General features: G+C 45.8%; 22 protein-coding genes. 6 read left to right on the forward strand and 16 right to left on the reverse strand.

The window, feature by feature from the left end:
- Nucleotides 1-64: 64 nt before the first annotated feature.
- From atpE to R7E29_RS04390, 16 genes are all read right to left on the reverse strand, one after another.
- The gene (gene atpE / locus R7E29_RS04315) at nt 65-319 is read right to left on the reverse strand and encodes a F0F1 ATP synthase subunit C (protein ID WP_002540812.1); all 255 of its coding nucleotides are present in this window, start codon (nt 317-319) and stop codon (nt 65-67) included.
- A 57-nt stretch (nt 320-376) separates the two neighbouring features.
- Nucleotides 377-1,189: a F0F1 ATP synthase subunit A gene (gene atpB / locus R7E29_RS04320; protein ID WP_005378922.1), complete on the reverse strand. Its 813-nt coding sequence runs from the start codon at nt 1,187-1,189 to the stop codon at nt 377-379.
- A gap of 8 nt (nt 1,190-1,197) precedes the next feature.
- A complete protein-coding gene (locus tag R7E29_RS04325; protein ID WP_005378921.1) occupies nt 1,198-1,587 on the reverse strand; it encodes a F0F1 ATP synthase subunit I in 390 nt (129 codons plus the stop codon).
- 189 nt (nt 1,588-1,776) lie between these two features.
- Entirely contained in the window at nt 1,777-2,658 is an 882-nt protein-coding gene (locus tag R7E29_RS04330; protein ID WP_054577154.1) for a ParB/RepB/Spo0J family partition protein, read from the reverse strand.
- A 24-nt stretch (nt 2,659-2,682) separates the two neighbouring features.
- Nucleotides 2,683-3,456, reverse strand: coding sequence for a ParA family protein (locus R7E29_RS04335; RefSeq protein WP_005383838.1), 774 nt, complete (start codon nt 3,454-3,456; stop codon nt 2,683-2,685).
- A 10-nt stretch (nt 3,457-3,466) separates the two neighbouring features.
- Nucleotides 3,467-4,102 (reverse strand): 16S rRNA (guanine(527)-N(7))-methyltransferase RsmG, encoded by a 636-nt coding sequence (gene rsmG / locus R7E29_RS04340; protein ID WP_054577153.1) that lies wholly within the window; start codon nt 4,100-4,102, stop codon nt 3,467-3,469.
- Nucleotides 4,102-5,997, reverse strand: a complete 1,896-nt coding sequence (gene mnmG / locus R7E29_RS04345; RefSeq protein ID WP_005378901.1) for a tRNA uridine-5-carboxymethylaminomethyl(34) synthesis enzyme MnmG — start codon at nt 5,995-5,997, stop codon at nt 4,102-4,104. The genes rsmG and mnmG overlap by 1 nt, the downstream gene beginning before the upstream one ends.
- 477 nt (nt 5,998-6,474) lie before the next feature.
- Complete coding sequence (gene mioC / locus R7E29_RS04350) at nt 6,475-6,909, reverse strand: FMN-binding protein MioC (protein WP_053304046.1); 435 nt, start codon at nt 6,907-6,909, stop codon at nt 6,475-6,477.
- 100 nt (nt 6,910-7,009) lie between these two features.
- A complete protein-coding gene (gene mnmE, locus R7E29_RS04355) occupies nt 7,010-8,371 on the reverse strand; it encodes a tRNA uridine-5-carboxymethylaminomethyl(34) synthesis GTPase MnmE (RefSeq protein WP_005383836.1) in 1,362 nt (453 codons plus the stop codon).
- Between the two features lie 130 nt (nt 8,372-8,501).
- Complete coding sequence (gene yidC / locus R7E29_RS04360) at nt 8,502-10,124, reverse strand: membrane protein insertase YidC (RefSeq protein WP_005383834.1); 1,623 nt, start codon at nt 10,122-10,124, stop codon at nt 8,502-8,504.
- Nucleotides 10,125-10,126: 2 nt separating this feature from the next.
- Nucleotides 10,127-10,384 (reverse strand): membrane protein insertion efficiency factor YidD, encoded by a 258-nt coding sequence (gene yidD / locus R7E29_RS04365; RefSeq protein WP_005378822.1) that lies wholly within the window; start codon nt 10,382-10,384, stop codon nt 10,127-10,129.
- A complete protein-coding gene (rnpA, locus tag R7E29_RS04370) occupies nt 10,351-10,674 on the reverse strand; it encodes a ribonuclease P protein component (protein WP_230856649.1) in 324 nt (107 codons plus the stop codon). The genes yidD and rnpA overlap by 34 nt, the downstream gene beginning before the upstream one ends.
- Before the next feature lie 46 nt (nt 10,675-10,720).
- The gene (gene rpmH, locus R7E29_RS04375) at nt 10,721-10,855 is read right to left on the reverse strand and encodes a 50S ribosomal protein L34 (protein WP_005378825.1); all 135 of its coding nucleotides are present in this window, start codon (nt 10,853-10,855) and stop codon (nt 10,721-10,723) included.
- A 242-nt stretch (nt 10,856-11,097) separates the two neighbouring features.
- The gene (locus R7E29_RS04380) at nt 11,098-11,835 is read right to left on the reverse strand and encodes an amino acid ABC transporter ATP-binding protein (protein WP_005378827.1); all 738 of its coding nucleotides are present in this window, start codon (nt 11,833-11,835) and stop codon (nt 11,098-11,100) included.
- A complete protein-coding gene (locus tag R7E29_RS04385) occupies nt 11,832-12,503 on the reverse strand; it encodes an amino acid ABC transporter permease (RefSeq protein WP_005378829.1) in 672 nt (223 codons plus the stop codon). The genes R7E29_RS04380 and R7E29_RS04385 overlap by 4 nt, the downstream gene beginning before the upstream one ends.
- Nucleotides 12,504-12,617: 114 nt before the next feature.
- Nucleotides 12,618-13,364, reverse strand: coding sequence for an amino acid ABC transporter substrate-binding protein (locus R7E29_RS04390; RefSeq protein ID WP_005378831.1), 747 nt, complete (start codon nt 13,362-13,364; stop codon nt 12,618-12,620).
- A 412-nt stretch (nt 13,365-13,776) separates the two neighbouring features.
- On the opposite strand from R7E29_RS04390, the gene dnaA reads away from it, so the two are divergent.
- The 6 genes from dnaA to R7E29_RS04420 all read left to right on the forward strand — a co-directional run bounded on the left by dnaA (nt 13,777) and on the right by R7E29_RS04420 (nt 21,598).
- Nucleotides 13,777-15,183: a chromosomal replication initiator protein DnaA gene (dnaA, locus tag R7E29_RS04395; protein ID WP_005378835.1), complete on the forward strand. Its 1,407-nt coding sequence runs from the start codon at nt 13,777-13,779 to the stop codon at nt 15,181-15,183.
- Between the two features lie 63 nt (nt 15,184-15,246).
- The gene (gene dnaN, locus R7E29_RS04400) at nt 15,247-16,347 is read left to right on the forward strand and encodes a DNA polymerase III subunit beta (RefSeq protein ID WP_005394106.1); all 1,101 of its coding nucleotides are present in this window, start codon (nt 15,247-15,249) and stop codon (nt 16,345-16,347) included.
- Between the two features lie 9 nt (nt 16,348-16,356).
- On the forward strand, nt 16,357-17,436 hold the full coding sequence (gene recF / locus R7E29_RS04405) for a DNA replication/repair protein RecF (protein ID WP_005378839.1): 1,080 nt from the start codon (nt 16,357-16,359) through the stop codon (nt 17,434-17,436).
- 13 nt (nt 17,437-17,449) lie between these two features.
- Complete coding sequence (gene gyrB, locus R7E29_RS04410) at nt 17,450-19,867, forward strand: DNA topoisomerase (ATP-hydrolyzing) subunit B (RefSeq protein ID WP_005378841.1); 2,418 nt, start codon at nt 17,450-17,452, stop codon at nt 19,865-19,867.
- Nucleotides 19,868-20,210: 343 nt separating this feature from the next.
- Nucleotides 20,211-20,627: a GreA/GreB family elongation factor gene (locus tag R7E29_RS04415; RefSeq protein WP_017821918.1), complete on the forward strand. Its 417-nt coding sequence runs from the start codon at nt 20,211-20,213 to the stop codon at nt 20,625-20,627.
- 533 nt (nt 20,628-21,160) lie between these two features.
- Nucleotides 21,161-21,598: an Hsp20 family protein gene (locus R7E29_RS04420; protein WP_005378857.1), complete on the forward strand. Its 438-nt coding sequence runs from the start codon at nt 21,161-21,163 to the stop codon at nt 21,596-21,598.
- Nucleotides 21,599-21,692 lie beyond the last annotated feature (94 nt).

Genomic DNA, 21,692 nt, shown 5'->3' on the forward strand with positions numbered 1-21,692 from the left:
CCTCTATTTGGACTTAGTGTTAATCAGTGACAAGCGATAATCGCCCGTCCCGAGTTAAAGGTGATTAACCTAGTTGACCAACGAATGGGTTTGCGAAAGTGAATAGTAGCGCGATTACGATACCGATCATTGGAACCGCATCAAGTAGACCCGCGATGATGAACATCTTAACTTGTAGCATAGGAGCCATTTCTGGTTGACGTGCAGCACCTTCTAGGAATTTACCACCTAGCAGTGCGAAACCAATCGCTGTACCAAGAGAAGCAAGACCGACGATAATACCTACGGCGATTGCAGAAAAGCTCAGTAAAGTTTCCATTACTATCTCCAATTTATAGTTGTTGGCTTAGTGCCCAAATAAAAAGCTTTAAAAAAATTAATGATCAGGATCTTCGTGTGCCATTGACAGGTAAACAATTGTCAACATCATGAATACGAAGGCTTGAATCGTAATAACCAAGATATGGAAGATTGCCCACGGTAGTGAACCCATCCATTGTAAGTACCATGGTAGCATTGCCGCACAAAGAATGAATACAACCTCACCCGCGAACATGTTACCGAATAGACGCATACCAAGTGATAGAGGTTTCGCTAATAGCGATACCACTTCAATTAGTAGGTTAAACGGAATCATCAGTGGGTGATTGAATGGATGTAGTGCAAGTTCTTTTGCGAATCCACCTAGACCTTTTACTTTGATGCTGTAGTAAATCATCAATGCAAAAACGCCTAGAGCCATAGCCATGGTGATATTCACATCAGCAGACGGTACAACCTTAAGGTAAGGAATACCTAGCCAATGCTCTGCTGGGTATGGTAAGAAGTCGATAGGAACTAAGTCCATCACGTTCATCAAAAATACCCAACAAAAGATAGTCAGTGCTAAAGGCGCGATCAGTGGGTTGCGTCCATGGAACGTGTCTTTGACGTTATCGGCGACAAATTCAACGATCATTTCTACAGCACACTGAAGCTTACCCGGTACACCCGCTGTTGTTCTCTTTGCTACTTTGTAAAAAATTCCGAGGAAAATTAAACCAGTAAACCAAGAAAAAAACAGGCTATCGATATGTACGTTCCAGAAACTTGTCTCCGACCCTACTAAACCCAACTTGTATAGCGATAGGTTAGAAAGGTGGTGGGCAATGTAACCGGACGATGTTAGCGCTTCACCTGGCGCAGCCATAACTCATCCTATTTTTTGTTGTTAATGAATAGCACTGGTGCACAGATATTAATACCTAGTACCAGCAAATAGGTTAGTTTGAGGGGAACAAGTTCCACCTGCATATACATGTAGGCAACATAGAACAGTGCAACCGTGATGAGAATTTTCAGTACTTCACCCGTATAGAAGGAAGCAGCGATGCGCTTGGCAGCGCGAGCTCCACTAAACATGAAAGCACACAGCGCGAATACTGCATTGGCAACAACAAAAATGCCTCCGCCAATCAGCGCTGAAAATCCCCAGTCAGGATTTATGGCTACCGCCATTCCTGCTGCCACAAAAATAACCGCGCCAGACTGGATCATTAACAATTGCCTTGCGAGCTCTCGTCCTGGTCTAGCTAACGCAGCTACCATGTATTCGTACCTCTAGTAATATCCACTTCGCACTTAACTCTCTGTGCTGGGAAATTGGCGAAAATTATACGTTCAGTTCAACGTAAAGCAATTCGATTGCATCAAAAACTTACAGTTTTGTTTACAAAACGACAACTTTCGCACAAAATTCGATTAATTCGATTAATTGACCTAAATCAATTATCTCATCTAGGCCTCAAGCTTGGCAATTAGTTGGTCCAATTTGTGAGGCTCATCAAGACTTATCGTCAATTTCGCTTTTCCGTTTGCAGAACGGGTAAGAGAAACTTTTGCATCAAGCAGCTGACTCAATTTATGCGACATTTGCTCGGCTTCGGTATCCTCTTGTTGCCCTTTTTGCTCATTTTGTGGGGCTAAGCACTTTTTTACTAACTGTTCGGTTTGGCGAACAGTCATTTGCTTCTTAGCCACTTGTTGAGCTACTTCGACTTGCTGTTCGCCTTCTAACGCTAACAGAGCTCGAGCATGACCCATTTCCAATTTTTTATCTGCAACCAGACCTTTTACATCAACTTCCAACTGATTCAGACGTAATAGGTTACTCACCGTCGTTCTTGATTTACCAATCACATCGGCCACTTGCTGATGTGTCAGCGTGAATTCATCTTGTAGACGTTCAAGCGCTTGGGCTTCCTCAATCACATTCAAGTCTTCACGTTGAATGTTTTCAATCAACGCCATGGCGATGGCGGCACGATCTTCAACTTTTTTCACCAAACACGGCACGCGTTTTAAACCCGCCTGCCTTGCAGCACGCCAGCGGCGCTCACCTGCGATGATCTCAAACTGACCATTTTCGACCTGGCGAACCACGATTGGTTGAATAATGCCTTGTGATTGAATCGAAGCCGCTAGTTCTTCTAGCGCTTCAGGCGCCATATCTTTACGCGGTTGGTATACGCCCGGCTGCAATTGACCAATCGCTAAATCGGTTAACTCACCGTCTGCCGATAAATCTTGGCTATGCGATGCAATATGCTGTTTTTCACGAGCAAACGAACTGGTCGACAATAACGCATCCAGTCCTTTTCCGAGACCACGCTTAGACATGGGATTGAATTCCTTAGGTTAGAGTTAAACTGGGATTTCTTCGCGGCGGAGCATTTCGCCCGCTAGAGCAAGATACGCTTTGGCACCTGCGGAGTACTTATCGTAGTACATTGCTGGCTTACCGTGACTTGGCGCTTCAGCCAAACGAACATTACGCGGAATGACAGTACGGTAAACTTTATTCCCAAAGTGTTTTTTAAGTTGATCGGATACTTCATTCGATAAGCGGTTGCGTGGGTCGTACATGGTACGCAATAAACCTTCGATTTTGAGGTTTTCATTCACGACAGCCGCTAACTTGCTGATTGTATCCATAAGAGCAGTTAAACCTTCTAACGCAAAGTATTCACATTGCATCGGCACCAGCACAGAGTCAGCTGCCGCCATCGCATTGATTGTAAGAAGGTTTAGAGAAGGAGGACAATCAATAAAGATGAAATCATAGTTATCGCGAACTGACGACAATGCATTTTTTAGACGCACTTCACGAGCGAAAACTTCCATCAATTTGATTTCTGCCGCGGTCACGTCTCCGTTCGCCGCGATCAAATCATACTTCCCTGTTGTTTGGGTACAAACGACTTGATCGAACGGTGTATCTTCAACCAAAAGATCGTATGCGGTGGCGTCGACCATATACTTATCCACGCCACTGGCCATCGTAGCATTGCCTTGCGGGTCGAGATCGATCACCAAAACCTTGCGCTTTGTTGCCGCCATCGAAGCCGCTAAGTTAATGCACGTTGTTGTTTTGCCGACCCCACCTTTCTGGTTGGCGATTGCTACAATTTTACCCACGATTACCTCGCTAATTTTCCTTGCGCGATAAGATTACTAGATGACGATCACCTTCCAACTCAGGAACAGCCAAAGATATGATCTCTGTCACACTGCACCATTCAGGAAGCAGATCCATTTCATCTTTAGGGTGCTGTCCTTTCAGCGCTAGAAACACCCCGTGCTCTTGTTTCGGCAAATGGTGGCACCATTCCACCATGTCTGTCATTGAAGCAAAAGCTCGACTCAAAACGCCATCAAATTTTTCTTCAGGTTGGAATTCTTCGACGCGACTTTGAATTGGTGTCACGTTTTTCAGCCCTAATGTGTGCACGACTTGCTTGATAAAACGGATGCGTTTGCCAAGACTGTCGAGCAAAAAGAAGGTTTTCTCAGGGTTCATTATTGCCAAAGGGATGCCCGGTAACCCCGGACCAGTACCAACATCAATGAAGCGCTCACCGGGCAGGTGTGCGCTTACAACGATACTATCAAGAATATGTTTCACTAACATATCAAGCGGATCACGCACCGATGTTAAATTGTACGCTTTGTTCCATTTATCGAGCAGTTCGACATAACCAACTAACTGCTCTCGTTGCTGTTCTGACACTTCCAAATCGGTTTTCGCGATCAGTGAATCCAGCTTTGTTCGCAATGCGCTCATTATTCTTCCTCACCTTTCTTCAGCAAACCATGCTTTTTCAAGTGAACAAGTAGAATAGAAATTGCAGCAGGCGTAATACCAGAAATGCGTGATGCAATACCGATGCTCTCTGGTTTGGCCTCGCTCAGTTTAGCAACGACTTCGTTTGATAAACCTTTTACATCGCGGTAATCCAAATCAGCAGGTAACTTGGTATTTTCGTGACGCAGTGATTTTTCGATCTCTTCCTGCTGACGCTTGATGTAACCATCGTATTTCACTTGAATTTCAACTTGCTCAGCCGCTTGCTGATCTTCAAGAGCAGGAGCAAACGCTTCAAGTTGCGTCAGTTGCGAATAAGTGATCTCTGGACGACGCAGAAGATCCTCACCACTCGCTTCACGGGCCATTGGGGTTTTCAGCAGCTTGTTCAGCTCATCAACACCCTCTGACTTCGGATTCATCCACGTTGCTTTCAAACGCTGACGCTCCGTTTCCATATTGTTGATTTTCTCGTTAAAGCGAGCCCAACGAACATCATCAATCAAGCCTAGCTCGCGCGCTTTTTCCGTTAAACGTAAATCGGCGTTATCTTCACGAAGTAGCAGGCGGTATTCCGCACGAGAAGTGAACATGCGGTACGGCTCTTTGGTACCCATGGTCGATAAGTCATCAATCAACACGCCCATGTAAGCTTGGTCACGACGTGGGCTCCAGCCTTCTTTGTCTTGGCTAAACAAGCTTGCGTTTAGGCCCGCCATCAAGCCTTGCGCTGCGGCTTCTTCGTAGCCAGTCGTACCATTAATCTGGCCAGCAAAGAACAAACCATGGATGAACTTCGTCTCGTACGTTTGCTTCAAATCACGTGGATCGAAGAAATCATATTCAATCGCATAACCTGGGCGAACGATGTGTGCATTTTCAAACCCTTTCATTGAGCGCACGATTTGTACTTGCACATCAAATGGCAAGCTGGTCGAGATACCATTAGGGTATAACTCGTGCGTGGTTAGGCCTTCTGGCTCAATGAAGATTTGGTGGCTGTTTTTGTCAGCGAAACGCATCACTTTGTCTTCAATAGACGGACAGTAACGAGGACCAATACCTTCAATCACACCTGCGTACATTGGACTGCGATCCAAGTTACTGCGGATCACATCGTGAGTTTGTTCATTGGTGTGGGTGATGAAACATGGAATCTGACGCGGATGCTGTTCACGTTTGCCCATGAACGAGAATACAGGCGTTGGGTTATCACCGTGCTGAGCTTCTAGCACTGAAAAATCAACAGTACGAGCATCAATGCGCGGTGGAGTACCTGTTTTTAAACGATCCACACGGAACGGCAGTTCACGCAGTCGATCCGCTAATGCGATCGATGGTGGATCCCCGGCACGACCACCAGACGAGCTTTCCATACCTATGTGGATCTTACCACCAAGGAAGGTACCCACGGTTAGCACAACGGCTTTCGCATGGAAGCGAAGTCCCATTTGAGTTACCACACCAACTGCGCGATCTTGTTCAACAATCAGATCATCAACTGATTGCTGGAACAACGTTAAGTTAGGCGCATTTTCTAATGCATTACGAACGTACGCTTTGTACAGAGCGCGATCGGCTTGAGCTCGAGTTGCTCGTACTGCAGGACCTTTGGAGGCATTTAGTGTACGAAACTGAATACCTGCATGGTCGATGGCTTCAGCCATCAAACCGCCCATAGCATCTACTTCTTTTACTAAGTGACCTTTACCAATACCACCGATCGCCGGATTACAAGACATCTGGCCTAATGTATCGATGTTATGGGTAAGGAGAAGCGTTTTTTGTCCTGTGCGTGCAGATGCGAGCGCGGCTTCCGTTCCTGCGTGTCCGCCACCGACAACAATGACGTCAAAGTTTTCGTGATAAAGCATGAACTGACCTCAGGTATTCAAAGGGATTTAATGGACAGATAAAGGAGCAGTATTTTACCTGCTTTATGCCAGAGAGAAAAACGTTTTCTCGTTTTATCCGTTTTAAGCTTCAAGATAAATATATATAAGATCTATATATATGATCTTTTATTAGATCTACTATTAGGATCGACCGTTTCTGTGGATAACCTAAAAATGATCAACAAGATCATGGATCTTCTTTGGATCATATCTTGTGATCATGATTGGATCAGATCGAGGATTACCTGGGATCAAAAGTGGTGGTTATACACAGGGGGTGAAATTGATCAAAGTTGTTATTGGGATAACTAAAGGAAAATCACTGGATCTTATTGTAGTTATCCACAGTCTGTTTGGTTGGTTTTTGAGCGGTTAAACAAAATAATTTGGTGGGAGTTATTCACATGGGAGAAAACAGAGCCGAATTTCGACTCTGTTGAAGGGAAAGTCGTGAGTTTAAAAACGTTCGATATTCTCTTTTAACCACATCTCTGCGGCGTCTTCTGGCACATCATGGCTCAGTACATCGATTTTAAAGCAATCTGCGAGAGGGGTTGCACCAATATCCTCTAATAAATCATAAGCGTGTTGACCAGCGGCACAGAACGTATCGTAGCTAGAGTCACCAATCGCAATCACCGCAAATTTTACATCAGTCATTTTTGGCGGTGTATTTTGTAATGCTGCGATAAAAGGTTGGATATTATCAGGATACTCACCAGCTCCATGTGTAGAGGTGATCACCAACCACGTACCTTGATTTTCGATATCATTGAGGGAAGGCTGGTTGTGGATCGTTGTTTCAAATCCATTCTCGTTGAGTAGATCACTCAGGTGATCCCCTACGTATTCTGCGCCACCTAACGTGCTGCCTGTAATAATGTGGATCATACTTCTTCCTTATTGAATGCGACGGCTAAAGCTCATGGATGGCTTGCCGTACAAAAAGAAAAGCGGTGTGAGTTAAGCTCAGCACCGCGCGTTCGATTATTTACTTCCCGATACAGAATGAAGAGAAGATTCGTCCCAGTAAGTCGTCAGAACTGAACTCACCGGTAATCTCATTGAGATGTTGTTGGGTGATGCGTAGCTCTTCAGCCAATATTTCACCTGCCATATAGCCTTCAAGCTGCTCCTGGCCTATTTGAAGGTGCTGTGCGGCACGTTCTAATGCATCGAGATGACGACGACGAGCCATAAACCCACCTTCACTGTTGCCAGAGAAGCCCATACACTCCTTGAGATGATCGCGCAGAGCTTCAACCCCTGCACCAGTCTTCGCTGACAAACGGATAAGAGTAGGGTTATTGACGTGGCAGATCCCCATATCTTCACCCGTTTGATCCGCTTTATTACGGATCACAGTTATGCCAATGTTGTCTGGTAGGCGATCCACAAAATCTGGCCAGATATCTTTCGGATCGGTGGCATCGGTTGTCGTGCCATCCACCATGAACAATACGCGGTCTGCTTGGGCTATTTCATCCCACGCGCGTTCGATACCGATTTTCTCTACTTCATCGGAAGCATCACGCAAACCTGCTGTATCAATGATGTGTAGTGGCATGCCATCAATATGGATATGCTCACGCAGTACATCACGCGTGGTTCCTGCGATGTCGGTTACGATTGCAGATTCTTTACCCGATAGCGCGTTCAGTAGGCTTGATTTGCCCGCATTTGGACGACCCGCAATCACGACTTTCATCCCTTCACGCATAATAGCGCCTTGGTTAGCTTCTTTGCGCACCGCATCTAGGTTGTCGATGATGGCTTGTAGGTCACCAGCCACTTTACCGTCGGCCAAAAAGTCGATCTCTTCTTCAGGGAAGTCGATGGCTGCTTCAACATAGATACGCAAATGAATCAGCGACTCAACTAAGGTATTAATGCGGCCTGAAAATGCGCCCTGTAAGGATTGCAGTGCCGATTTTGCTGCTTCTTCAGAACTGGCATCAATGAGGTCTGCGATCGCCTCGGCTTGAGCGAGGTCGAGTTTATCGTTCAGAAATGCGCGTTCAGAGAACTCACCAGGGCGAGCAGCTCGAATACCATCTATACCTAGAATGCGTTTTATCAGCATATCCATCACGACAGGGCCGCCATGGCCTTGTAGCTCAAGTACGTCTTCACCGGTAAATGAGTGTGGGTTAGGGAAGTACAGTGCGATGCCCTGATCAAGCACAGTGCCATCTTCTGACTTAAACGGCAGGTACTCTGCGTAGCGGGGCTTTAGTGTTTTGCCAGTGACTTCTAACGCCACTTGGTTGGCTTTAGGGCCAGAAACTCGAATAATACCGACACCGCCACGACCAGGCGCGGTCGCTTGAGCGACAATCGTATCTGTAGTCATAATTTTGCCTTTTGAGCTGGGCTATAGGGAAGATACCTAGGGAGCCATCACAATTAATTAGCTGAATTGTAATCAGCCAAAAACAAAAAGGCGACCTTTTGGCCGCCTTTCTCAATCATTTCCTAAAAGGTTACTTGCTGTGTAAGCCTTTTTTCTCTAATCCTTTGTAGATCAGAGTTTGCTGGATAAGCGTTACGATGTTCGACACCAACCAGTACAGAACGAGACCTGATGGGAAGAACAAGAAGAAGAAGGTAAACATAACCGGCATAAAGGTCATGATCTTCTGCTGCATTGGATCCGTTACCGTTGTCGGGCTCATCTTCTGGATTAGGAACATAGACGCACCCATCAATAGCGGCAGGATGTAGTAAGGGTCCTGCGCTGAAAGGTCATGAATCCAACCGAAGAATGGTGAGTGACGTAGCTCTACCGATTCCATTAGCGCCCAGTATAGTGCGATGAAAATAGGCATCTGTAGGATAAGAGGTAGACAACCACCTAGTGGGTTCACTTTCTCTTTCTTGTACAGTTCCATCATTTCTTGGCTCATGCGCTGACGGTCATCACCGATACGCTCACGCATTGCTTGCAGCTTAGGCTGTAGCATGCGCATTTTCGCCATAGACGTGTATTGCGCTTTTGTTAGTGGGTACATTGCACCACGAACGATGAAGGTCAGACAGATGATTGCCACACCCCAGTTACCAACAAAGCTCTGGATGAATGAAAGCAACATATGAAGAGGCTTCGCAATGAACCATAACCAGCCGTAGTCCACTACTAGGTCTAGGTTAGGTGCCACTTCTGCCATTTCATCTTGCAGTTTTGGACCAACCCAAAGTGTTGCTTCAAACTTAGCCTGATCGCCTGTTGCGATAGTTTTGTTTGGCATACGAACGCCGATGTCGCCTAGGTTGCCAATTACACGAGTGTATAGGTTAGTACCTGGTTCGTTACGTGGGATCCAAGCTGCGGCAAAGTAGTGCTGAATCATTGCTGCCCAACCTTGGCCATCGGCTAGGTTAAGAGACAGGTTGCGATCCTGCATATCATCAAAGCTGTACTTCTTGTAACGCGTATCTTCTGTTGAGTATGCGCCACCACGGTAAGTAGGCATTGTGATGCTACCACCATCGTCCATTAGGTTTTGACGTAGGTGAGCGTACATACCAAATGTTGCGTTGTTGCCTGAGTTGTTCACTACATCGTATTCAACATTAAGCGCGTAGCTGCCGCGTTTAAAGATGTAAGTTTTGGTGTATTCGATGCCGTTTGCAGTGAATGTCATCGGAACGCGAAGTTCATCTTGACCGTCAGCCATTGTGAAGCTGTCTGCACTTACGTTGTAGTGAGGGCGATTTGTGCTGCTCAAGTCGATACCTTGAGGACCCACTAGACCGCTTTGAGCGATAAATTGGTGACCTTGAGCGTCTTTAAGCAGAACAAAGGAATCTGATGAATCTAACTCAGCAGAGTATTCGTTAAGGTTGGCATGTACCACATCGCCACCAACGGTGTCGATCGACAGAGTTAAAACATCAGTCGTTACTGTGATAGTTTTTGCAGAAGCTTGCTGTTGACCAGGAACTGGGTCAAGTTCATCAGCAAAAGATGGTGCAGGTAGAGTGCTGCTTGATTGAGCCTGTTCAACTGCTTGAGGTTCTGGATTCTTTGCAACTTGCCATTGTTGAAACAGCAAAAAAGAAACCAGGGCCAAACCGATGAGCAGGATATTACGTTGAGAATCCATCGTTAGTTATCTCTGTCTTGTTTTTGGACTGGTGGAACGGGGTCATACCCCCCTTCATTCAAAGGGTGGCATTTTAATAGACGTTTGCCTGATAACCAACATCCTTTTACAAAACCGTGAGCTCTCAAAGCTTCTAGCGCGTAAGTGGAACAGGTTGGTGTGAACCGGCAACGAGGACCAATCAAAGGGCTGATAAACCAGCGATACAGATAAACGAGCCCAATGGCTATCCACGTGAAGGGCGAGACAGGCGTTGCCATAGCTTATCAAACAACTTAAAAATTTGCTCATTGCTTAAATCTTGCGCGCTTTTCTTTGCAATCACAACAAAATCTTTGTTTGGAAGCTGATGTTGATTGTTACGAAAGCTTTCACGAGCCAAACGCTTAAATCGGTTACGACCGACAGCCGTTTTGATTTGCTTTTTGGGAACCGCTAAACCTAATCGTGGGTGAGAAAGTTTGTTATTGCGAGCAATGATGGTGAAATGAGGCGAGCCAGCTCGATGAGCTTGCTGGAAGACGTTTTGATAATGCTCGGGAGTTAACAAACGTAACTCCCGATTAAACGCGTACGTGTTCAAAATAAACTAGCGATTATTTTGATAGGCGCGCACGGCCTTTTGCACGACGTGCGTTGATAACTTTACGACCGTTCTTAGTTGCCATGCGAGCACGGAAGCCGTGAGTACGCTTGCGCTTTAGAACTGTAGGTTGAAAAGTGCGTTTCATGATAATTACCTTTACTGATCAGTAGTTTTAGGTTCTTGTTAAACCCGGCGTGGGTATTTGCTTTCTTATATAAAGAAGCTCTTTATATAGAGAAGAACAACCGACGCCTCTCAACAAAGAGGCGGAATTGTAATCACACTCACATAATGTGTCAATGACTCAATGAGTACGAAATTCCGGCCGGGCGATTATACGTAGTGTGAGTAAAATCTCAAGGATCAATCGATCCTGATGCTTGATCGTTACTCTATTCCTACTTGGTTAAGGAATTTTTTCAAACGAGGATCTTGTGGATTATCGAAGATATCCTGTGGAGAACCTTGCTCAACGATATTGCCTTCCGCCATGAAGATCACTCTATCAGCGACTTCTTTCGCGAATTGCATCTCGTGCGTCACCACCAGCATGGTTTGATGCTGATTAGCTAACTTCTTCATTAATGAGAGAACTTCACCGACCCATTCAGGATCCAGCGCAGAAGTTGGTTCGTCAAACAACAGCAGTTCTGGTTGCAGCGCCATCGCTCGGCCGATACCCACACGTTGTTGTTGGCCGCCAGATAATGCCGCTGGATAACTATCGCCTTTATCCCCAAGGCCGATGTCATCCAGAATTTGTTGCGCTCGTTTGAGAGCATCGGCTTTTTTCCAACCTCGAACGGTCACTAGACCTTCGGCAATGTTCTGGCGCGCATTCATGTGGGCAAACAGGGCATAGTTTTGGAACACAAAGCCAGTTCGACGACGCAGCGCTAATACTTCGGCTTTAGTGTGTTTTTGAGTATCAACGGAGATGTCATCTATCGTGATACGACCTTCATCTGCTTGTTCTAGAAAGTTCACCGTACGCAGCAAGGTTGATTTACCCGTACCACTTGAGCCGATAATCACGATGATCTCACCTTGCTTAATATCGAGGTCGATGCCTTTCAGCACTTCAGTCTCACCAAAACGTTTGTGAATATTTTCTAACTTAATCATCGTACGTACGCCTTATTCAGTTTTGCTTCTGCCCAGATTTGTACGCGAGTCAGAATCACCACCACGCCCCAGTAAATAAGAGCAACCGCAAGGAAAGCTTCAAAGAAACGGAAACTTGATGAGGCTTCCATCTGTGCTTTCGCCATGATTTCGGCCACACCAAGCGTGAAAGCGAGAGACGTTGACTTGATCATATCGATGAAGTAGTTCATCAATGAAGGCAGTGCGACACGCGTTGCTTGAGGTAAAATCACTCGGCGCATTGCTTGGGATGTCGTCATACCGACCGATAAGCTCGCTTCCATTTGGCTGCGATCAATGCCAATAATGGCGGCACGAATACTTTCCGCCATATAAGCGGCAAAGTGCAGCGTTAAACCGATAACCGCTGCTGAAAAGGCGTCGATACCGACCATCAATGGAAAAATTTGCGGTAAGCCGTAATAAAGCAGGAAAAGCTGAACCAACAGTGGGGTGCCACGGAAGAAGCTGATGTACAGTTGGCTTAATTGATCCAGAACTGGCAGTTTAAATACGCGAATATTGGCTAAAATGACGGATAAAATCAGCGAAAACACCAATCCCCATGTCGCCATTTCCATGGTTGTGCCAAGATATTTCAGCAATATCGGCAGCAGTTCCAACATGTAATTAAAGTCAAATCCCATAAGGCTTACCTAAAGGCTAGAGAAAAGAAAAGGTGGAAAACAAGTTCCACCTTTACGTAAGTTTATTTTAGTCCGAGAGTGATACCACTTTGCGGCCTAAAGTACAAAGAGTTCTTATTTCGTGATGTCAGCGCCAAACCACTTCACGGAAATTTTCTCTACTGTACCATCTGCGCGCATCTCAGCCAGTGCTTTGTTTACTTCTTCTTGCAGCTTACGACCTTTCTCGTTGTCAACGAAAGGCCATGCGTTTTGAATGGTCTCAAACGGTTCGCCTGCCAATTCCAGAGGAAGGCCAGTTTTCTTAATCAGCTCTAACGCAGAAAGACGATCCATTACAAACGCGTCTGCACGACCGAGCGCCACGTCATGTTCGATACCTGTGTCGTACGTTTTAATGTTGATCTTGCCGTCTTTGTCGTATTGACGCAGCAGTTGCTCAAAGTTAGAGCCTAGGTTCACCGCAACGGTTTTGCCCGCAAGATCGTCAACACCTTTGATGCTGTCGTTGCCTTTACGCACGGTAATTTGTGCGCCATCTACAACGTAAGGGTCAGCAAATAGGTATTTAGCTTTACGCTCATCAGTCATGGTGATTTGGTTGGAGATCGTATCGATACGACCAGTTTCTAAAAGACCAAATAAACCAGAGAAGTTGGCTGTTACGTATTCGATTTTGTAATCGTTACGTTTACCGATTTCATCCCACATGTCGACTTCAAAGCCTTGTAGCTTGTCTTGCTTTACAAAAGTAAACGGGAAGTAGCGACCTGACATACCAACTTTGACTTCAGTAGCGGCTTGTACGGTTGCTGCCGACAGTGCAATGGCTGCAACGGCAACCTTAATCCAGTTTTTCATAATACATCTCCATAATTTTATGGTTGGAAATACTACTGTTAGTTAGCTCAATTAAATAAATAACCAAGAGCAATAACCTAGACCTGTGAGTTATTAGATAATAGAAGAAGAATGTTAAATGTGACGAAAATGCGAACTGAACCTAGCGAAATGATCGACAAAATCAGCATTGGGAATAAAATAATACACAGACTTATCACCAATCGCTCGATCTTGTGAATTTTGCCCAATTGTGGATCGTTGTGTGGGCAAATTTGGGGCAAGGTGTGTTGATCTCATCAAGTTTGCAGAAATAATTGTGAATAACTTGGATCTTATTCACTGGATCGTCGATCAATCGCTGGCGATCTTGGTTATCAACAGGTAAAATTGCCAGTCTTTTCCGATAATTCAATTACTCAGTGGGGGCACCGTGTCATCTTCGCTTTGGCTGCAATGTTTGCAGCAGCTTCAAGAAGAGCTACCAGCTACAGAATTCAGCATGTGGGTTCGTCCGCTACAAGCGGAGCTCAATGACAATACTCTCACTCTATTCGCGCCAAACCGCTTTGTGTTGGACTGGGTGCGTGATAAGTATCTGAACAATATTACTCGCTTACTGCAGGAATACTGCGGTGGCGATATTCCTAACTTACGTTTTGAAGTGGGGAGCCGACCTGTCTCTGCACCAAAACCAGCGCCGACACGTACGCCTGCAGATGTGGCTGCCGAGTCATCTGCACCTGCGCAATTACAGGCGCGTAAGCCAGTACACAAAACCTGGGATGACGACGCTCAAGCGATTGCGGCTATCAATCACCGCTCAAACATGAACCCAAAACACAAGTTCGATAACTTTGTTGAAGGTAAGTCGAACCAACTGGGTTTGGCTGCGGCGCGTCAGGTATCGGATAACCCAGGTGCAGCTTACAACCCACTATTCCTATACGGCGGCACGGGTTTGGGTAAAACCCACTTATTGCATGCGGTGGGTAACGCGATTGTGGATAACAACCCGAACGCAAAAGTGGTCTACATGCACTCAGAACGTTTTGTGCAAGACATGGTGAAAGCGCTGCAAAACAATGCGATTGAAGAATTCAAACGCTACTACCGCAGCGTGGATGCGCTCCTTATCGATGACATCCAATTCTTTGCTAATAAAGAACGTTCACAAGAAGAATTCTTCCATACCTTCAACGCACTATTGGAAGGTAATCAGCAGATCATTCTAACGTCTGACCGTTATCCTAAAGAAATTAATGGCGTTGAAGATCGTCTTAAATCTCGCTTTGGTTGGGGTCTTACTGTTGCGATCGAGCCGCCTGAGCTTGAAACGCGTGTGGCGATCTTGATGAAAAAAGCTGAAGATCACCAAATCCACCTTGCTGATGAAGTGGCATTCTTCATTGCCAAGCGTCTGCGTTCGAACGTTCGTGAGCTAGAAGGTGCACTGAACCGTGTTATTGCGAACGCGAACTTTACTGGCCGTCCAATTACGATTGATTTTGTTCGTGAAGCGCTGCGCGATCTGCTTGCTCTACAAGAGAAGCTTGTGACAATCGATAACATTCAAAAGACAGTGGCGGAATACTACAAGATTAAAGTAGCGGACTTGCTGTCTAAGCGTCGTTCTCGTTCTGTAGCGCGTCCTCGTCAGCTGGCTATGGCGTTAGCAAAAGAGCTAACCAACCACAGTTTGCCTGAAATTGGCGATGCGTTTGGGGGCCGCGATCATACGACCGTACTTCATGCTTGTCGCAAGATTGAGCAGCTGCGTGAAGAGAGCCACGACATTAAAGAAGATTACTCTAACTTGATTCGCACCCTGTCTTCGTAATCGGTTAGAATAACGGTATTCTAAGCAAATCATTTATTGAGCTGACAGCGTAAAGAGCCAAGCATGAAATTTACCATTGAACGTAGTCATTTAATCAAACCGCTACAGCAGGTTTCGGGCGCTTTAGGTGGCCGACCAACTCTGCCAATCCTGGGTAACCTACTTCTTAAAGTAGAAGAGAACGTATTGTCGATGACGGCAACCGATCTTGAAGTAGAGTTAGTAAGCAAAGTGACGCTAGAAGGTGATTTTGAAGCGGGCAGCATTACCGTTCCTTCTCGTAAGTTTCTCGATATCTGCCGTGGTTTACCGGACGATGCGATCATCACATTTGTATTAGAAGGTGATCGCGTACAAGTTCGCTCTGGTCGCAGCCGTTTCTCGTTGGCAACGCTTCCTGCGAACGATTTCCCTAATATTGAAGACTGGCAAAGCGAAGTGGAAGTATCACTGAGCCAAGCTGATTTACGTACGCTGATCGACAAAACTCAGTTCTCGATGGCGAATCAAGACGTTCGTTACTACCTCAACGGCATGTTGTTTGAAATTGACGGCACCACGCTACGCAGCGTGGCGACGGACGGCCACCGTATGGCGGTATCGCAAACTCAGCTAGGTGCGGACTTTGCGCAGAAGCAAATCATCGTGCCACGCAAAGGTGTGCAAGAATTAGTAAAGTTGATGGATGCGCCAGAGCAGCCCGTAGTACTTCAGATCGGTAGCTCCAATGTTCGTGCTGAGGTGAATAACTTTACTTTTACCTCTAAGTTGGTTGATGGTCGTTTCCCTGATTACCGCCGTGTATTGCCTCAGAGCACCAATAAGACCCTAATAGCAAGTTGTGACGAGTTGCGCCAAGCCTTCTCTCGTGCTGCGATTCTTTCCAACGAAAAATTCCGTGGCGTGCGTGTGAATCTGGCTGATACTGAAATGCGCATAACCGCGAATAACCCAGAACAAGAAGAAGCGGAAGAGATGCTTGATGTAACCTTTGAAGGTGACGCCATCGAAATCGGCTTTAACGTAAGCTATGTGCTTGATGTTCTGAACACGTTGCGTTGTGAAAATGTACGTGTGTCGATGTCGGATGCTAACGCTAGCGCGTTGATTGAAAATGCCGACGATGATAGTGCCATGTACGTGGTGATGCCAATTCGTCTATAAGCCAACTGAATGCCTCTTTCTCGTCTCATCATTCAGCAGTTTCGAAACATTAAAGCCTGTGATATTGAGTTATCAGCAGGCTTTAACTTTCTTATCGGGCCGAACGGCAGCGGTAAAACCAGTGTCTTAGAAGCGGTTTATCTGCTCGGGCATGGCCGCTCATTCAAGAGCTCTCTCACCGGACGAGTGATACAAAATGAGTGTGACGAACTGTTTGTTCATGGTCGTTTTTTGAACTCGGATCAATTTGAGCTACCTATCGGCATTAATAAGCAGCGTGATGGCTCAACAGAGGTTAAAATAGGCGGTCAATCTGGACAAAAATTAGCGCAGTTGGCACAAGTTCTGCCTCTGCAGTTGATACACCCAGAAGGGTTTGATTTACTGACAGATGGCCCTAAACATCGTCGTGCGTTTATTGATTGGGGCGTGTTTCATACCGAGCCCGCTTTTTATCAAGCATGGGGAAGGTTCAAGCGCCTGAACAAGCAGCGCAACGCGTTGTTGAAAACCGCCAATAGTTATCGTGAGCTCAGTTATTGGGATCAGGAAATGGCAGGGTTGGCTGAAAACATCAGCCAATGGCGAGCAAGTTACATCGAGCAGATGAAAACCGTCGCAGAAACTATCTGTCAGACATTTTTGCCAGAATTTGAGATCCAATTGAAGTATTATCGTGGCTGGGATAAAGACACTCCATACCACGAGATACTAGAAAAGAATTTTGAGCGTGATCAGGCATTGGGATACACCTTTAGTGGCCCAAACAAAGCTGATTTGCGCATTAAAGTGAACGGAACGCCCGTTGAAGATGTTCTGTCACGCGGTCAATTAAAACTCATGGTGTGTGCATTGCGTGTAGCGCAAGGGCAACACCTGACAGAGATGGCCGGTAAACAATGCATTTACCTAATTGATGACTTCGCGTCGGAATTAGATAGCCAACGTCGCAAGCGTCTTGCTGACTGCTTAAAAGAGACGGGCGCACAAGTATTTGTAAGCTCTATCACTGAAAGCCAAATCGCCGATATGTTGGACGATAACGGTAAATTGTTTCATGTGGAACATGGCAGGATAGAGTCAAACTAGAAGAGAGAAACTCATGTCTGAAAATTACGATTCATCGAGTATTAAGGTACTGAAGGGTCTGGATGCGGTACGTAAGCGTCCAGGAATGTACATCGGCGATACGGACGACGGCACCGGCCTTCACCACATGGTTTTCGAGGTGGTGGATAACTCAATTGATGAAGCGTTGGCAGGTCACTGTAAAGACATCGTTGTGACAATTCATGAGGATAACTCGGTTTCCGTTAGCGATGATGGTCGTGGCATTCCAACAGAAATCCACTCAGAGGAAAATGTCTCTGCAGCAGAAGTAATTATGACGGTTCTTCACGCGGGTGGTAAGTTCGACGATAACTCATACAAAGTATCGGGTGGTCTTCACGGGGTAGGTGTTTCAGTAGTAAACGCACTATCAGAGAAAGTTGAGCTAACGATTCATCGTGGTGGCCATATCCATACGCAAACCTACCGCCATGGTGAGCCTCAAGCGCCACTAGCCGTTGTGGGTGATACGGATAAAACCGGTACACAAATTCGTTTCTGGCCAAGTGCCGAGACGTTCTCTAACACTGAGTTCCACTATGACATTCTGGCGAAACGCCTGCGTGAACTGTCATTCCTGAACTCTGGTGTGTCGATCAAATTGGTTGATGAACGTGAAGCGGACAAACATGATCACTTCATGTATGAAGGTGGTATTCAAGCGTTCGTTGATCACCTAAACACCAACAAAACGCCAATCATCGAAAAAATCTTCCACTTTAACTCTGAGCGTGAAGACGGCATTTCAGTTGAAGTGGCGATGCAATGGAACGATGGTTTCCAAGAGAACATCTTCTGCTTTACCAACAATATCCCACAGCGTGATGGTGGTACTCACCTTGCTGGTTTCCGTGCTGCGCTAACACGTACATTGAACAGCTTTATGGATAAAGAAGGTTTCTCGAAGAAAGCGAAAACAGCGACTTCAGGCGACGATGCGCGTGAAGGTCTAACTGCGGTTGTTTCGGTGAAAGTGCCTGATCCTAAGTTCTCAAGCCAAACAAAAGACAAACTGGTTTCTTCTGAAGTGAAATCAGCTGTTGAGTCTGCAATGGGTGAAAAACTGTCTGAGTTCCTGATTGAGAACCCGACAGAAGCGAAGATGGTTTGTTCGAAAATCATCGATGCAGCACGTGCTCGTGAAGCAGCGCGTAAAGCTCGTGAAATGACGCGCCGTAAAGGTGCACTAGACCTAGCTGGCCTTCCAGGTAAACTTGCAGACTGTCAGGAAAAAGATCCGGCACTCTCTGAACTATACATAGTGGAGGGTGATTCGGCAGGCGGCTCCGCAAAACAAGGCCGTAACCGTAAGAACCAAGCGATCCTACCGCTAAAAGGTAAGATTCTTAACGTAGAAAAAGCACGTTTCGACAAGATGCTATCTTCTCAAGAAGTAGCAACACTAATCACCGCACTAGGTTGTGGTATCGGTCGTGACGAGTACAACCCGGACAAGCTTCGTTACCACAACATCATCATCATGACCGATGCCGATGTCGATGGTTCGCACATCCGTACGCTACTGTTGACCTTCTTCTACCGTCAAATGCCAGAGCTTATCGAGCGTGGCTATGTGTACATCGCTCAGCCACCACTATACAAAGTGAAAAAAGGCAAACAAGAGCAGTACATCAAAGATGAAGAAGCGATGAACCAATACCAAGTATCATTGGCTCTGGACAATGCATCGCTACACGTAAACGCAGAAGCACCAGCATTGGCTGGTGAAGCACTAGAGAAGCTTGTTCAACAGTACAATGCGGGTATTAAACTGGCGGAACGTATGAGCCGTCGTTACCCAAGTGCTTTGGTAAACGAGTTGATTTACACTCCTCGCCTAACGCCAGAGCAATGCCATGACGCATCAGTTGTGGAAGCTTGGACGAAGCAGCTTATTGAACAGCTGAATGCGAAAGAAGTGGGTGCAAGCCAGTACAGCTACGAAGTTGAGCAGCACGAAGAGCTAGGCTTAAACTTGCCTAAGATTGTGGTTCGTACTCACGGCGTGACGCACGAACATGCAATTAGCATCGACTTCCTAAACTCGAAAGAGTACGGCAAGTTGGCTGATCTATCAGAAGCACTTGATGGACTTCTGGAAGAAGGCGCGTACATCAAACGTGGTGAGCGTACTATGCCAGTGGCAAACTTTGCAGAAGCGCTTGACTGGTTAGTGAAAGAGTCAATGCGTGGCTTAAGCCGTCAGCGCTACAAAGGTCTAGGTGAGATGAACCCAGACCAACTTTGGGAAACCACCATGGACCCAGAAACTCGTCGTATGATGCAGGTAACGATTGAAGATGCGGTAGGTGCAGATCAACTGTTCACTACGCTAATGGGTGACCAAGTAGAACCTCGTCGTAACTTCATCGAAGAGAACGCACTGAAAGTAGCGAACCTAGACGTATAACGACACTGTTCGTGATAGTAAAAAGCAGCGAGAAATCGCTGCTTTTTTTGTTGTACCACCAGCTAAAATCGCCACTTTCTGCTAAAGCGGATGTTTTTCTGGTACTAACTGCCAACAACCCGATCAAGCCTGCCATTTTATTTCTGTTTTCTTTTTTTCTCGCCATTTTGTTCGCTTGAGCGTTTTTGCTTTCTTTTTTCTGCTCGCTATAGTGCTGAAGAGCTGATGAATAAGGAGACTAAGAAAATGGTGATGACTTTCCTGAACTAAGCCGGAAGTGATGCACTTCCGGTTCAATGCACTGAATTTATTTGTAAGACAAGGCATTAAGAAGGAAATAATCATGTTTGAACGCTGGTTCTCAGCGTACTGCTTGGCGCTGCGAACTTGGTGGTTAACCAGTCGCTTTTTAACCTATCAATCACCACTAAGGTTGTTATCGCTATTTGAAACCTGCGAGCAACAAGCCCATTGCCGTAACCGAACTCGTATTGCGGTTGGGGACACGGTTCGCTTAGTGGATGTTGAACGCGCCTATCAATATCGCATGACATTGGTCAGCTCGCGCAAGGGGCAACCCATGACAGGTATGCTCGCGGTCGATTCTTATTTGGGGTCTCGACTATTAGGTCGAGCTAAAAATGATGCGCTCGAAGTGGAAATTTTTAATCAGCGACGCTGCTTTGTGATTACTGAAATTGTTCATCAATCGCAACCACCAGCTCAGAAAATGCTGTGTGGTTGTCTGTTGTGCCAATAAATAGAGGTGAAGTCATGAGTAAGAAAGAAAAGAAACAACCGCAGTTGAGTCTAAAAGAAAAGCGCAAACTAAAGCAGGAAAAGGCGGCAGAAAAGGGCGTTGTAAAAGCGCGTAAATCCTCCCGCAAGTAAAGTGTAGATTGAGCCCTCCAGAACGGCGGGCTTTTTATCACTGATCGCGAAGTGATGAGGAACTAAGCTGTTCAAGGGGATAGTGGATGCTTTAAAAATTTTTTGTTTTTTCCCTTGAAAGTCATTTTTGACGACCTTATATCTAGTTATGAAGAGGGTGACTGGCTTGCTAGAGACTAGAAGACCAGCCCTCTGAAATCGCTAAAACGAGATCGCTCAGAAGAGGATATGGCGTTTTAGCACACAACTTAAACCTTTAGATTCAATATCATGTCTCCGAGCCAAACCAAGGCCAGTGGAATGATAAGAATCTCTTAGTTCGGCGTTGGTTTTTGCATAAACACGCCAGTAGGATTGAACTCATCTGAACTAAGACTATTGCTTAATTAAGAGGATAGATTTATGCGTAATGTAGATTTCTCACCACTATACCGTAATGCAATTGGCTTTGATCGTCTGCTAAACCTGATGGAAGCGAATACAGCGAAAAATACTTCTGGCGGTTACCCTCCATACAACATTGAGCAAAAAGACGAGCACAACTACCGTATTACTATGGCCGTTGCTGGCTTTGCTGAAGAACAGCTCGATCTGACTCAAAACGAAAACATGTTGATTGTGAAGGGCGAACGTAAAGCAGAAGAAGGCAAAAACTACGTTTACCAAGGTATTGCAGAACGTGATTTTGAACGTAAATTCCAGCTAGCGGATTACGTAAAAGTCGTGGGTGCATCAATGGAAAACGGTCTGCTTCATATCGATTTAGTTCGTGAAATCCCTGAAGCCATGCAACCACGTAAGATTGCTATCGGTGGCAACAACCTGATTGAGAACAACTAATCAGTTAACCACCCGGTTATAGAATGAGAAAGAGCGCCATATGGGCGCTCTTTTTAGTTTGGGGTTTTCAAATCCGCTATTTTAAAGCTGTAAT

This window comes from Vibrio sp. Vb1729, from assembly GCF_033338655.1.
Classification (GTDB): domain Bacteria; phylum Pseudomonadota; class Gammaproteobacteria; order Enterobacterales; family Vibrionaceae; genus Vibrio; species Vibrio alginolyticus.